Here is a 13,400-nt window from a genome sequence, read left to right as displayed (position 1 = left end):
GAGACAATCCTTATTGCTATCAGTAGGGTAAAGACGGATTTAATTCGCTTGCTTTACGGCGCCGCTAAACGCGGAGCCGAATCAGACTAGCACACTGATCCGGGGAAAATGGAAAGGTGAATCGATCAACCCACTGAAGAAAGTGGTTTTTAAGAGAATGTCCTAACCGGCTGATTTGCCTGGGAACCGTTCCCAAACGCACGAAAAGCTTAGTTCTCAACTAATTACGTTCTTTTTAAACTTCTGTTTTAATGACCGCGCAAACGCTACCGTTTTTGGTGAAAATAACGGCAAACTCGCGCTTCAGGTGGAAAAGCGCCGCTGGGCCGCACTTTTTACGGCCGCTAATCGCGCTTTCCGCCTGCGTCGCCGCATGGCGGTTTATCGCCCCTTCATCACAATTTTTTCTCTCGCCCCTTTACCGACGGATCGTCTGCGGCCCATGATATTGACAGTGATGACAGCAGGAACACCGTTTTCAGGTAAGGAGCCTCGGGTGGAAAGAAGCGTTTTTTATATTTCGGATGGTACGGCGATCACCGCCGAAGTGCTGGGACACGCGGTGCTGTCGCAGTTCCCGGTCACGGCGACCACCTATACCCTGCCGTTTGTCGAAACCGAGGCCCGCGCGCGCGCAGTTAGCCAGCAAATCGATGATATTTATCATGAAACCGGCGTGCGCCCGTTGGTGTTTTACTCCATCATCTCGCCGGAAGTGCGCGATGTGATCGTCCAGAGCCAGGGCTTCTGCCAGGATATCGTGCAGGCGCTGGTCGGCCCGCTGCAGGGCGAGCTGGATGTGGAACCGACGCCGGTGCCGAACCGCACCCACGGCCTGACCGCCAGCAACCTCGGCAAGTACGACGCTCGCATCGCCGCCATCGACTATACCCTGGCGCACGATGACGGCATTTCGCTGCGCAACCTCGATCAGGCGCAGGTGATCCTGCTCGGCGTCTCGCGCTGCGGCAAAACCCCCACCAGCCTCTATCTGGCGATGCAGTTCGGCATCCGCGCCGCCAACTACCCGTTTATCGCCGACGATATGGACAATTTGCATCTGCCGGCCTCGCTGAAACCGTTTCAGCATAAATTATTCGGCCTGACCATCGATCCGGAGCGCCTGGCGGCGATCCGTGAAGAGCGGCGTGAAAACAGCCGTTACGCCTCCTTGCGCCAGTGCCGCATGGAAATCGCCGAGGTCGAGGCGCTGTTCCGCAAAAACCAGATCCGCTACCTCAACACCACCAACTATTCGGTCGAAGAGATCTCCACCAAAATCCTCGATATCCTTGGCATGAGCCGCCGCATGTTCTGATCTTTCCCCGCGGGGCCATCGCGCCCCGCCGCCTGCCGTTTATTTCAGCAGCAGCTGATTTTTTTGTGCTTTTTTTCGCGGCTTTGATCAACAGAACGCAATCTCTACGGTTGAATTCAGCGCTTTTTGCGTTATTGTGATCGCCATCACTTCCCGGCGCTCCTGCCGCAGAGAAGAACAGTTTCCAGGGAACAACATGCACAAAACAGATGAACTGCGGACCGCGCGCATCGACAGCCTCGTCACGCCGCAAGCGTTGGCGGATAAGCTGCCGATCTCGGCGGCCGTCGCCGATAACGTGACAGCGTCACGTAAACGCATTGAAAAAATCCTTACCGGTGAAGACCGCCGCCTGCTGGTGGTGATCGGCCCCTGCTCCATCCACGATCTCGACGCCGCCGTCGATTACGCCGGCCGGCTGAACGCCCTGCGCGAACGCTACCAGGATCGCCTGGAGATCGTGATGCGCACCTACTTCGAAAAACCGCGCACCGTTGTCGGCTGGAAAGGCCTGATCTCCGATCCGGCGCTGGACGGCACCTTCCAGGTCAACCGCGGCATCGAAATGGCGCGCCGCCTGCTGCTGGAGGTGAACCAGCTCGGCCTGCCGACCGCCACCGAATTCCTGGACATGGTGGTCGGCCAATACATCGCCGATCTGATCAGCTGGGGCGCCATCGGCGCGCGCACCACCGAAAGCCAGATCCACCGTGAAATGGCCTCGGCGCTCTCCTGCCCGGTCGGCTTCAAAAACGGCACCGACGGCAACACCCGCATCGCCATCGACGCCATTCGCGCGGCGCGCGCCGGGCACATGTTCCTGTCGCCGGACAAACATGGTCAGATGACCATCTACCAGACCAGCGGCAACCCGTACGGCCACATCATCATGCGCGGCGGCAAAACGCCGAACTACCACGCCAGCGATATCGCCGCCGCCTGTGACAGCCTGCGTGAATTCGATCTGCCGGAGCACCTGGTGATCGACTTCAGCCACGGCAACTGCCAGAAGATGCATCGCCGTCAGTTGGAAGTGGCCGACAATGTCTGCCAGCAGATCCGCGCCGGCTCTGCCGCCATCACCGGCGTGATGGCGGAAAGCTTCCTGGTGGAAGGCACGCAGAAAATCGTCGCCGGCCAGCCGCTGACCTATGGCCAGTCGATCACCGATCCTTGCCTGAGCTGGTCCGACAGCGAACAGCTGCTGGCGATGCTGGCGGATGCCATCGATAGCCGCTTCTAGCCTATCGCAGGCCGGGGCCACGCCCCGGCTTTATCTCCCCTGTTTCGCTCATCTATACTGATCGCAATCCTTTAACACCCGCCGCAACGCACTGGGAGCCCCGGCATGATTCACTCTCTGTTATCCATCCCCTGCGTCACGCTGCAGGGCGAGCAAAAAACGCTGGGCGATTTCCCGGCGCGCGCTTACCTGGTGGTCAACACCGCCAGCAAGTGCGGCTTCACCCCGCAATACCGCGGGCTGGAAAATTTGTGGCAATACTATCGCGAACGCGGGTTGATGGTGCTCGGCTTCCCTTGCAACCAGTTTGGTTCTCAGGAGCCGGGCAGTCCGCTTGAGATCGCCAATTTTTGCAGCCTCAACTACGGCGTCAGTTTCCCGCTGTTCAACAAAATAGAGGTCAACGGCCCCGGTGCCCATCCACTGTTCAACGAACTGAAACGCCTGGCGCCCGGCATTCTGGGCAGCCGACGCATCAAATGGAATTTCACCAAATTCCTGCTCACCGCCGACGGCCAGCGCGTGACACGCTTTGCGCCGATCACCAAACCTGAGCGTCTGTTCGACCGTATCGAAACCCTGCTGAAATAATCCCCTCTTTTTTACGGGCCGAGCGCGTTCGGCCCGTCGCCGGATGTCCGTTCGGCAAAAAGGTTCCATCGGTAAGAAAATTTTCCTTGATGTAACCTTTCCATCACATGATAATGATTCTCAATTTGATATTAATTACCATTTAATGGTCTGTTTTATAAGCACAAAGATGATGGATACTGCCAACACGCCAACTCCCGCCGCCGCGGCCCCGACCGAGCACAGCGCAAACGCGCCGCCCAGCTACGACAGCGCACAGCTGCTCGGCGCCGACGGCATCGCGTTCATTACCCATCAGGGCCAGCGCTATCAACTGCGGCAGACCAAGGCAGGGAAATTGATCCTGACCAAATAACCACAGCATCCTCAAACGCCAGCCACCCCGATCTTGTGATCCAGGCAGCCAGCAAATCTATTGATATGTTTCATTACATACGGAGAGTTGCACCATGCCTCTGACATTTTCCACCCGGCTGCGTTTTTCCGCGTTGAGTCTGGCGATTGCCTGCGCTCTGCCTACGGTGGCCTTGGCACAAAACACCAGCACGACACCCTCTTCCTCCCCCGCGACGCCGGCCAAAAAAGCCAAAGCCGCTGACGACACCATGACCGTGGTCGCCACCGGCAATCAGCGCAGCAGCTTTGAAGCGCCGATGATGGTGACGGTCATCGAAGGCAGTTCGCCGGAAAGCCAAACTGCGGGGACCGCTGCCGATATGCTGCGCCGCGTGCCGGGTATTACCGTCACGGGCTCCGGCCGCAGCAATGGGCAAGATCTCATGATGCGCGGTTACGACCGACGCGGCGTGCTGACGCTGGTCGACGGCATCCGCCAGGGCACCGATACCGGCCATATTAACGGCACATTTTTAGATCCTGCGTTGGTGAAACGCATCGAAATCGTGCGCGGCCCTTCTGCCCTGCTGTACGGCAGCGGCGCGCTGGGTGGCGTAGTGTCTTATGAAACTGTCGACGCCGCCGATCTGCTGTTGCCGGGCCACGACAGCGGGTTCCGCGTCTACGGCACCGCCGGCAGCGGCGATCACAGCTTGGGCATGGGCGCCAGCGCCTACGGCAAGACCGATAACCTCGACGGTCTGCTGTCGTTCGGCACCCGCGACGTCGGCAATCTGCGCCAGGGCAATGGCTTCGATGCCCCCAACGACGAAACCATCAACAACGTGCTGGCCAAAGGCACCTGGAAGATCGACGATAACCATTCGCTGGGCGGCAACCTTCGTTACTACAACAACAGCGCCCAAGAGCCGAAAAACCCACAAACGCCAGCCAGCTCCGCTGGAAACTTAATGACCGATCGTTCGACGATCCAACGCGACGCGGCTCTGAGTTACAAACTGAAGCCGGTCGGCCAGGATTGGCTGGATGCTGAAGCGAAAGTGTATTACTCGGACGTGAAAATTAACGCGCACGCCAGCGGCAGCGAAGATGAAGCGCGCAAACAAACCACTAAAGGCGCCAAACTCGAAAACCGCACGCGCCTGTTTGCAGATACTTTCGCTTCGCACCTGCTGACCTACGGCACCGAGGCTTACAAACAGGAGCAAACGCCGGGCGGAGCGACCGAAAGTTTCCCGCACGCAAAAATCAACTTCGCTTCAGGCTGGCTGCAGGACGAAATCACGCTGCGCGATCTGCCCGTCACCCTGCTCGCCGGCACCCGCTATGACAATTACAAGGGCTCAAGTGACGGCTATGCCGATGTGGATGCGAACAAATGGTCCTCACGCGGCGCAGTCAGCATTACCCCCACCGACTGGCTAATGCTGTTCGGCTCCTATTCTCAGGCGTTCCGCGCACCGACAATGGGTGAGATGTACAACGACTCCAAACACTTTTCGATACCCATGGGGCCTACCACCCTCACCAACTATTGGGTGCCGAACCCTAATTTGAAACCGGAAACCAATGAAACTCAAGAGTACGGATTTGGTCTGCGTTTCGACGATCTGCTGCTCGCCGATGATAGCTTGCAGTTCAAAGCGAGCTATTTCGATACCAAAGCCAAGGATTACATCACAACCGACGTCACCATGGAGCTGGGACGCGGCCCGCGCGGCCCTTACTGCATCAGTTGCACCACCTTCTCGACCAATATCGATCGCGCAAAAATCTGGGGATGGGACGCTACGCTCAGCTATAAAACCTCTTGGTTCGGCTGGGATTTGGCTTATAACCGCACCCGCGGCAAAAATGAAGCGACCGGTGACTGGTTGAGCAGCATCAATCCGGACACCGTCACCAGCTCGCTGGATGTGCCGCTGGGCGAAACCGGTCTGTCCGCCGGTTGGGTCGCCACCTTCGCCGAACGCGCCACCCGCGTGCAGACGGGGACGCCGGAGCAAGGCGGCTACGGGGTTAACGACTTCTATCTGAGCTACAAAGGCCGCGACCGTCTGCAGGGCGTCACCACCACCGTGGTGCTGGGCAACGCCTTCGATAAAGAGTACTACTCGCCGCAGGGCGTCCCGCAGGATGGCCGCAACGCCAAACTGCTGGTCAGCTACCAGTGGTGATCATTTGACTATCTGGCGGACATCCGGTGTGTCCGCCATTCGCATCACAGCGCAGGAGAATCCCGCATGAGCAACACCCTGTACGAACGTTACCAACAGGCTAAAATCGACCACCCCGGCAAATACGCCCGCGATCTGGCGACGATCCTTGGCGTCAGCGAAGCGGAGCTGACGCATGCCCGCGTTGGCCACGACGCCCGCCGCCTGCAGGCCGACGCCCGCACGTTGCTGACCGAACTCGAGCAAGTGGGCGTCACCAAGTCCATCACCCGCAACAGCTATGCGGTGCATGAGCAGATGGGCCGCTACCGCAACCAGCACCTCAACGGCCACGCCGGGCTGATCCTCAACCCGCGCGAGCTGGATCTGCGCCTGTTCCTCAACCACTGGACCAGCGTCTTCGCCATGAGCGAAACCAACAAGCGCGGCGTGCGCCACAGCATTCAGTTCTTTGACCCGCAGGGCGATGCGCTGCACAAGGTCTACACCACCGAGGAAACCGATCTGCCGGCCTGGATGGCGCTGGTGGAACACCACCTGAGCGAAGAAAACCCGGCGCTGGCGCTGCAGCCCGCCGAGGCGGCCACCTCCGATGAAGCCACGCAGGATCATGCCAAAATCGACGCTGAATGGCGCGCGATGACCGACGTGCACCAGTTCTTCCAGCTGCTGAGCCGCAATAAGCTGACGCGCCAGCAGGCCTTCCGCGCCGTCGGCGACGATCTGGCCTATCAGGTGGACAACGGCGCGCTGTCGCAACTGCTGGAGGCGGCGCAGCAACAGCAAAATGAGATCATGATCTTCGTCAGCAACCGTGGCTGCGTGCAGATTTTCACCGGCCAGATCGAACGCTTGATGCCGCAGGAAGGCTGGATCAACGTGTTCAACCGCCGCTTCACGCTGCACCTGATTGAAAATGCCATCGCCGAAAGCTGGATCACCCGCAAACCGACCAAAGACGGCATCGTCACCAGCCTGGAGCTGTTCGCCGCAGATGGCACGCAGATCGCGCAGCTGTATGGCCAGCGCACCGAGGGCCAACCGGAACAAACCCAGTGGCGCGAGCAGGTCGCCGCGCTCACCGCCAAGGACATCGCCGCATGAAATCCTCCTTGATCCGCCGCCTGGCGTTGATGGTGACGCTGACGCTGCCGCTCACCGCCGCCGCGGCGCAGCGCATCGTCTCGATCGGCGGCGACGTGACGGAAATCGCCTTTGCGCTCGGCGCCGGCAACGACGTGATCGCCCGCGACAGCACCAGCCTGCATCCTGAAGCGGTGAAAAAGCTGCCGGACGTCGGCTACATGCGCCAGCTGAACGCCGAAGGCATTCTGGCGCTGAAACCGACGCTGGTGCTGACAACCGAGCTGGCGCAGCCGGCGCTGGTGCTCAAACAACTGGCGGACAGCGGCGTCAAGGTCGTCAGCGTGCCGGGTGACACCACCCTGCAGGCGGTGCCGCAAAAAATCGCCGCGATCGCCGCCGCGCTGCAGCGTGATGAGCAAGGCAAGCAGTTGAGCGAGCGCTATCAACAGCAGCTGGCGGCGGTCGATACCACCCCGCTGCCGGTCAAGGTGCTGTTTGTGATGAGCCACGGCGGCATTACGCCGATGGCGGCCGGGCAACACACCGCCGCCGACGCGGTGATCGCCGCCGCCGGACTGAAAAACGCCATGCAAGGCTTTGACCGCTACCGTCCGCTGTCGCAGGAAGGCGTCATCGCCAGCGCGCCGGACCTGTTGCTGGTCACCACCGACGGCGTGCGCACCCTCGGCGGCGAACAGCAGCTGTGGACGTTGCCGGGTCTGGCGTTGACGCCGGCAGGCAAGCAGCGTCGCGTGCTGATCGTCGATGACATGGCGCTGCTGGGCTTCGGTCTGGAAACGCCGGCGGCGCTGGCCAAACTGCGCCACGCGGCGGAGCAAAAGTAATGCGCTGTCGCACCTCGCCTCAGTTAGCCATCATCGGCCTGCTGGTGCTGCTGACGCTGCTGGCGCTGGTCGCCGCTAACCTGGGCGCGCTCACGCTGTCGTTTGGCACCCTGTGGCGCGAACCCTTTAGCGACGCCGCCTGGCATATCTGGATCAACATTCGTCTGCCGCGCGTGCTGTTGGCGGTGGTGATCGGCTGTGCGCTGGCGGTATCCGGCGCGGTAATGCAGGGGCTGTTCCGCAATCCGCTGGCGGATCCGAGCCTGCTGGGCATCAGCAGCGGCGGCGCGCTGTTTGTCGCGCTGTTCATCGTGATGCCGCTGGCGTTGCCGGTGACGATCGCGTTGTATGGCCACATGCTGGCGGCGTTCCTCGGCAGCCTGCTGGTATCGCTGTTGATCTACGGCATCAGCCGCAGCGGGCACGGCAATCTGTCGCGGCTGCTGCTGGCGGGCATCGCGATCAACGCCCTGTGCATGGCGGCCATCGGCGTGCTCTCCTACATCAGCAGCGATCAACAGCTGCGCCAATTCTCGCTGTGGATGATGGGCAGCCTCAGCCAGTCGCAATGGCCGACGCTGGCCGTTTCCGCCTCGTTGATCCTGCCCACGGCGCTGCTGACGCTGCTGCAGGCGCGTCGTCTGAACCTGTTACAGCTGGGGGACGAAGAGGCACACTACCTTGGGGTGAACGTTCAGCGCGCCAAGCTGCAGCTGCTGCTGTTGAGCGCCCTGTTGATCGGCGCGGCGGTGGCGATGAGCGGCGTGATCGGCTTCGTCGGTCTGGTGGTGCCGCATCTGGTGCGCATGCGCCTCGGCGGGGATCACCGCTGGCTGCTGCCCTGCTCTGCTCTGGGCGGCGCCTGCCTGCTACTGGTCAGCGACACGCTGGCGCGCACGCTGGTGGCGCCGGCCGAAATGCCGGTGGGATTGATGACCAGCCTTCTCGGCGGCCCTTACTTCTTATGGCTGGTGATGCGCCAGCGGGAGCGAACCGGTGGATAACGCCGCCAACCTCACGGCCCGGGAGCTGCGCTACAGCCTCGGTACGCGCCGCTTGATCAACGATGTTTCGCTCAGCCTCGCCGGCGGTGAAATGGTGGCGATTATCGGCCCTAACGGCGCCGGCAAATCGACGCTGCTGCGTTTGCTGACCGGTTATTTGACGCCGGACTGCGGCGAATGCCGGCTGCTTGGCCGCCCGCTGGAACACTGGGCGCCGCAGCAGTTGGCCAAAGTCCGAGCCGTGATGCGTCAATACAGCGATCTGGCGTTTCCCTTCAGCGTGGAAGAAGTGGTCAGCATGGGACGCGCGCCGCACGGCAAACGCGACGAGCACCAGGCGATCCAACAGGTGATGGCGCAGACCGATTGCCTGGCGCTGGCGCAGCGCGACTATCGTCAGCTGTCCGGCGGCGAACAGCAGCGAGTGCAACTGGCGCGGGTATTGGCGCAGCTGTGGCAGCCGCAGCCGTCCCCCGCCTGGCTGTTCCTCGACGAGCCGACGTCGGCGTTGGATCTTTACCACCAGCAGCATACCCTGCGCCTGCTGCGCTCGTTGACGCGCCAACAGCCGCTGGGCGTCTGCTGTGTGCTGCACGATCTCAATCTGGCGGCGCTGTACGCCGATCGCATCCTGCTGTTGCATCAGGGGCGCCTGGTGGCGAGCGGCACACCGCAGGAAGTGTTGCAGACGGAAATCCTCACCCGCTGGTACCAGGCCGATCTCGGCGTGGTTCATCATCCCGAAGTGTCGTTGCCGCAGGTCTATCTGCGACAATGAAACGTTCAAGGGCGCCATGAGGCGCCCTTTTTTCATCTCAGCTAGAGCAGGAAATCTCCAGATGTTTGCCCCAGTCCGGCGGCAGCGCGGCGAGATCGTCATACTCCGGCGCATCGTCGAACGGCCTCAGCAGAGCCTGATGCAACCGCTGCAAACGGCCGACGTCGTCTTTCTCCGCATCCTCAATCGCTTGCTGGGCCAGGTAGTTGCGCAGGATCAGCCGCGGGTTCACCGCCTTCATCGCCCGTTGCCGCTCCGCATCGCTGACCTGCTCCTGCTGCAGACGCTGACGATATTGCTGATACCAGGCGTCGAAGGCCGTGCGGTCGATAAACTCATCGCGCAGCGGCGACTGCGCCTGTTGCTGTTCGGTTTCGCTCAACAGGCGGAACGTGCGGGAATAGTCCCGCCCTTCCTGGGCAATCAGGCTCAACAGGCCGGTCAGCACGTCGTTATCCTGCGCCGTCGGCGTGAAGAAGCCCAGTTTGGCGCGCATCTGTTCGCCATAGGCGCGCATCAACGCCGGTTCATACGCCGCCAACGCTTGCTGCAGCTGTTCGGCGGTCATCAGCCCCGACAAGGTTTGCGCCAGACGATGCAGGTTCCATAGCGCCACCGCCGGCTGATTATCAAAGGCGTAACGCCCTTGATGGTCGGAATGGTTACAGATATAGCCGGGCTGATAGTCATCGAGGAAGCCGTAAGGGCCGTAATCGATGGTGATGCCGAGAATCGACATGTTGTCGGTGTTCATCACGCCGTGGGCGAATCCGACGGTTTGCCAATGGGCGATCAGGCGCGCCGTGCGTTCGACCACGTCGGTAAACCACAACAGGTAACGATCGGCCTGATCCTGCAACTGCGGCCAGTGACGGGCGATGACGAAATCCGCCAGCTGCCGCACCTGCTCCGGCTGTTTGCGGTAATAAAAGTGTTCGAAGTGACCGAAGCGCACATGGCTTTCCGCCACCCGCAGCAGCATCGCGCCGCGTTCCGGCTGCTCGCGGTATACCGGTTGTTGACTGGTGACAATAGTTAACGCACGCGTGGTGGGGCTCCCCAGATGGTGCAACGCCTCAGAGGCCAGAAACTCGCGGACAACCGAACGCAGCACCGCGCGGCCATCCCCCATGCGTGAATATGGCGTCAGCCCGGCGCCCTTCAGGTGCCAGTCGCGGTGACTGCCGTCCGCCAGGACTTGTTCGCCCAGCAAAATGCCGCGCCCATCGCCCAGTTGCCCGGCCCAGACGCCGAACTGGTGGCCACTGTACACCTGTGCTAACGGCTGCATGCCCGGCAGCAGCGTTTCCCCCGCCCAAATCGGGGTTTTATCCTGAGTAAACCAACTTTCATCCAGCCCCAGCTCGCGCGCCAGTGGCTCACTGTGGTACAGCAGGCGCGCATCCTTGAGCGGCGTCGGGTTCAGGGCGGTGTAAAAACCGGGTAGTTGTTGGTAGTAAGCGTTATCGAATTGCGGCATAGGCCCTCCGTTTCAGCGTAGTGTAGAGCCTGAACGGGAGGATTAACACCGAAGGAATGCAGGGAGAACGCATCCGCCTGTCGCCAGAACGGATGCGGGAGGTTTCGCGTGAGGAAACGCGCTTGAACGTCGGCTGACAAACGCGATTATCAGCAAAAACGTGGGGGAATAACGGCGACTGAATCACGCTAAACACCACCCCGGCGCTTATTTACCTCATTGTGTGTAGTTTTTTTGTATCACTTCTTAATTATTGAACTCGCTGGGCATCGCCAGCAAAGCTTGCAGATTATCCACACCAACGCTGGGCCATAAAAAACCTTGCAGGCCTAAAACACCGGCGTATCTGAGTTTATTAAAGTACTCTTTTTTCTCTATTCCTCCGACGATCACGCCTTTACACAACAGGTTGATATTCTTTAACAACGAGTCGATGACCACGTCATACCCCTGATGGGTAAACAGCTGCCAGTAAAAACGCTTGTCTATCTTTACGTAGTCAAACAAACCATCGTACAACGCGGTCAGCGTGGCTTTACCGGAACCGAAATCATCGAGCCACAGCGTAAACAATTCGCTTAATCGCCGCACGCTCGTATTGTTCTTTCCGGCAGAAAGATTCGGAAAACTCTCACTCATTTCAAATGCAATAAAAGGATATTGCCGGATCCTCTGGCACAAGGCCGGATCGGAAAGAATAAGCTCGACGATGGTTTCTTCGATATTGATGGTCAACTGCACGCTGTTACCGGTAAACCAGGCAGCATGCTGCTCCGCCAGTCTCAATTGCTCATTAAATAACTCAATCCTTTGTTCAGGCGCCAATAAATTAATCCCAATTTCGGCCGGCATGGCTAAATCACCGTCGAGACTGTTGAAACGGCTCAACATTTCCACCGCCAACAGCCCACCCTCCATTGAGTAAACAGGTTGAAAAACATAGCTACTAATAAAGTCAGCTTCGAGTTGGATGTTCATTTTAATGCCACAGGATGAATGGCTAGCGTATCATCGTATATCAATATATTTTATCGATCAATCCTTCTGGGATTAATCGGAAATATCAATGCAAATGCTCGTAAAATATCATTTAATTGATAGATTAAAGCTATACGACAATCGCGAACGGCGCAAAGAAAAGCAGCCGCACTTATGCCAGTTTTCTCGTTCGGCGCGTGATGCGAAAAGATATTTGGCTTAAGTGGAATGGATTTGAGGCCAAATTTGACTTATCTCCTTTGTTTTAATTAAGAAAAATCCTAAATAAAGTAAAATAATCTTTCTGACTTAACGCCAATTTTTCCGGCCGTTAACGATGACTGATTAAATTTAATAACGCATCAATTCCCCCCGTTATTCGCAGCATTGAAAACCTGAAAAAATGCCCACCTTGATTTTCAGAAAATCTGCGCTATGCCCAGCGAAACGTCGCTTTCAGCGATAAAAAAAGGGATGAGCACGCTCATCCCCTCGCTGCCAGACCGCCCGGCTAGCGGATGGTATCGCTCAGCCATTGCCGCAGCTCGGTCAATTCAGCCGCCTGTTGCGGATAGGCCGCCACCAGACGGTCGCAGCAGGCGGCGACGGGCTCACTGCGGTACGCGCAGCCCACCAGCATGTCCGCCAACCGCTGTAGCGGAGCCGGATTCAGGCTGTCGGTGAATACCTGCGCACGAACAATTGTCCCCTTCTCTACATCGAAGAACAGGTCCACGCCGCCCCAGACGAAGCGTTCATTCAGCAGATGGCTGAACGCCGGCGCCTTGCCGAAATTCCATTCCCAACTGCTCTGTTTGGCGAACTGCGCGGCAAAATCGGGCAGGTCGGGAAATACATCCGGCGAAATGATCTCCGGCTCGGCCGTCTCGCCATAGTGGGCGAAGAAGGCCTGCACGATCGCCTCACACACCTGCTCATGGCTGATGCCCGGCAAAAACTCCGCCAGGTTGGCGACGCGCGAACGCACCGAGGTGATGCCCTTGGCCTGCAGTTTTTTGGGATCCGGATTGAGGTAGTCCGCCAGCCGCTCCAGATCGGCATTCAGCAGCAGCGTGCCGTGGTGGAAACCGCGATCCTGCGTTTCGCGATAGGCGGAGCCGGATATTTTGCGCGGCCCGTCGGCAGTTTCCATCACCAGGTCATTGCGCCCCGATGCGCCGGCCGTTACGCCCAACTGCCGCAGCGCTTGCAGAATGATGTTCGTGGAGACGCTTTTATCGTACCCCGGCTTGCCGGCCATAAAGGTGAAACAGGTGTTGCCCAAATCGTGGAATACCGCCCCGCCGCCGCTGCTGCGCCGCGCCAGCCGAATGCCATCCTGTTCCATACGCCGGGTGTTGCACTCTTTCCAGGGGTTCTGCGACTGGCCGATCACCACCGTTTCAGCATTGCGCCACAGGAAGAGGATTTTTTGCGTGGTCATTTCGCGGAAGATGCACTCTTCCACCGCCAGGTTGAACCAGGGATCGTAGGAGTCGGAGATCAGTAAACGCAAACTGTTCATGGCAGGCACCGTTCAAAA

At 59.3% G+C, this 13,400-nt stretch carries 12 protein-coding genes; 9 read left to right on the top strand and 3 right to left on the bottom strand.

Annotation, left to right across the window (positions count from 1 at the left end; genetic code table 11):
• The first annotated feature begins 457 nt into the window (after positions 1-457).
• From J9788_RS03215 to J9788_RS03175, 9 genes are all read left to right on the top strand, one after another.
• Positions 458-1,318 (top strand): pyruvate, water dikinase regulatory protein, encoded by an 861-nt coding sequence (locus J9788_RS03215; protein ID WP_182264563.1) that lies wholly within the window; start codon positions 458-460, stop codon positions 1,316-1,318.
• 196 nt (positions 1,319-1,514) lie between these two features.
• Positions 1,515-2,561: a 3-deoxy-7-phosphoheptulonate synthase gene (locus J9788_RS03210; protein WP_033642899.1), complete on the top strand. Its 1,047-nt coding sequence runs from the start codon at positions 1,515-1,517 to the stop codon at positions 2,559-2,561.
• 105 nt (positions 2,562-2,666) lie between these two features.
• Positions 2,667-3,152 (top strand): glutathione peroxidase, encoded by a 486-nt coding sequence (locus tag J9788_RS03205; protein WP_033642898.1) that lies wholly within the window; start codon positions 2,667-2,669, stop codon positions 3,150-3,152.
• A 172-nt stretch (positions 3,153-3,324) separates the two neighbouring features.
• Positions 3,325-3,507, top strand: coding sequence for a hemin uptake protein HemP (gene hemP / locus J9788_RS03200; RefSeq protein WP_016927944.1), 183 nt, complete (start codon positions 3,325-3,327; stop codon positions 3,505-3,507).
• A gap of 94 nt (positions 3,508-3,601) precedes the next feature.
• Positions 3,602-5,686, top strand: coding sequence for a TonB-dependent hemoglobin/transferrin/lactoferrin family receptor (locus J9788_RS03195; RefSeq protein WP_182264564.1), 2,085 nt, complete (start codon positions 3,602-3,604; stop codon positions 5,684-5,686).
• Positions 5,687-5,752: 66 nt separating this feature from the next.
• Positions 5,753-6,790 (top strand): hemin-degrading factor, encoded by a 1,038-nt coding sequence (locus J9788_RS03190; protein WP_182264565.1) that lies wholly within the window; start codon positions 5,753-5,755, stop codon positions 6,788-6,790.
• Positions 6,787-7,617 (top strand): hemin ABC transporter substrate-binding protein, encoded by an 831-nt coding sequence (locus J9788_RS03185; RefSeq protein ID WP_046898504.1) that lies wholly within the window; start codon positions 6,787-6,789, stop codon positions 7,615-7,617. Before J9788_RS03190 ends, J9788_RS03185 begins: the two co-directional genes overlap by 4 nt.
• Positions 7,617-8,621 carry an iron ABC transporter permease gene (locus J9788_RS03180; protein ID WP_182264566.1) on the top strand — a complete coding sequence of 335 codons (1,005 nt, stop codon included), beginning with the start codon at positions 7,617-7,619 and terminating at the stop codon, positions 8,619-8,621. Before J9788_RS03185 ends, J9788_RS03180 begins: the two co-directional genes overlap by 1 nt.
• Positions 8,614-9,399, top strand: a complete 786-nt coding sequence (locus J9788_RS03175) for a heme ABC transporter ATP-binding protein (protein WP_046898506.1) — start codon at positions 8,614-8,616, stop codon at positions 9,397-9,399. The genes J9788_RS03180 and J9788_RS03175 overlap by 8 nt, the downstream gene beginning before the upstream one ends.
• A 37-nt stretch (positions 9,400-9,436) precedes the next feature.
• Here the strand turns inward: J9788_RS03175 and J9788_RS03170 are convergent, their stop codons facing one another.
• From J9788_RS03170 to J9788_RS03160, 3 genes are all read right to left on the bottom strand, one after another.
• Positions 9,437-10,879, bottom strand: a complete 1,443-nt coding sequence (locus J9788_RS03170; protein ID WP_182264567.1) for a protein adenylyltransferase SelO — start codon at positions 10,877-10,879, stop codon at positions 9,437-9,439.
• Positions 10,880-11,125: 246 nt separating this feature from the next.
• The gene (locus J9788_RS03165; RefSeq protein WP_033642891.1) at positions 11,126-11,857 is read right to left on the bottom strand and encodes an EAL domain-containing protein; all 732 of its coding nucleotides are present in this window, start codon (positions 11,855-11,857) and stop codon (positions 11,126-11,128) included.
• Positions 11,858-12,368: 511 nt separating this feature from the next.
• Positions 12,369-13,382 (bottom strand): lipoate--protein ligase A, encoded by a 1,014-nt coding sequence (locus tag J9788_RS03160; protein WP_046898508.1) that lies wholly within the window; start codon positions 13,380-13,382, stop codon positions 12,369-12,371.
• Positions 13,383-13,400: the final 18 nt, after the last annotated feature.

Origin of the sequence: Serratia sp. X10, from assembly GCF_017811775.1 — a bacterium.
In the GTDB taxonomy this organism is placed as follows: domain Bacteria; phylum Pseudomonadota; class Gammaproteobacteria; order Enterobacterales; family Enterobacteriaceae; genus Serratia; species Serratia ureilytica.
Note: the sequence above shows the minus strand (reverse complement) of the source record. Positions and strands in the feature narration are given on the sequence as shown.

What these genes read in the sequence shown, in the direction of transcription:
- J9788_RS03215 (WP_182264563.1), top strand. Translation starts at nt 458, where the DNA reads ATGACAGCAGGAACACCGTTTTCAGGTAAGGAGCCTCGGGTGGAAAGA.
- J9788_RS03210 (WP_033642899.1), top strand. Translation starts at nt 1,515, where the DNA reads ATGCACAAAACAGATGAACTGCGGACCGCGCGCATCGACAGCCTCGTC.
- J9788_RS03205 (WP_033642898.1), top strand. Translation starts at nt 2,667, where the DNA reads ATGATTCACTCTCTGTTATCCATCCCCTGCGTCACGCTGCAGGGCGAG.
- hemP (WP_016927944.1), top strand. Translation starts at nt 3,325, where the DNA reads ATGGATACTGCCAACACGCCAACTCCCGCCGCCGCGGCCCCGACCGAG.
- J9788_RS03195 (WP_182264564.1), top strand. Translation starts at nt 3,602, where the DNA reads ATGCCTCTGACATTTTCCACCCGGCTGCGTTTTTCCGCGTTGAGTCTG.
- J9788_RS03190 (WP_182264565.1), top strand. Translation starts at nt 5,753, where the DNA reads ATGAGCAACACCCTGTACGAACGTTACCAACAGGCTAAAATCGACCAC.
- J9788_RS03185 (WP_046898504.1), top strand. Translation starts at nt 6,787, where the DNA reads ATGAAATCCTCCTTGATCCGCCGCCTGGCGTTGATGGTGACGCTGACG.
- J9788_RS03180 (WP_182264566.1), top strand. Translation starts at nt 7,617, where the DNA reads ATGCGCTGTCGCACCTCGCCTCAGTTAGCCATCATCGGCCTGCTGGTG.
- J9788_RS03170 (WP_182264567.1), bottom strand. Translation starts at nt 10,879, where the DNA reads ATGCCGCAATTCGATAACGCTTACTACCAACAACTACCCGGTTTTTAC.
- J9788_RS03165 (WP_033642891.1), bottom strand. Translation starts at nt 11,857, where the DNA reads ATGAACATCCAACTCGAAGCTGACTTTATTAGTAGCTATGTTTTTCAA.
- J9788_RS03160 (WP_046898508.1), bottom strand. Translation starts at nt 13,382, where the DNA reads ATGAACAGTTTGCGTTTACTGATCTCCGACTCCTACGATCCCTGGTTC.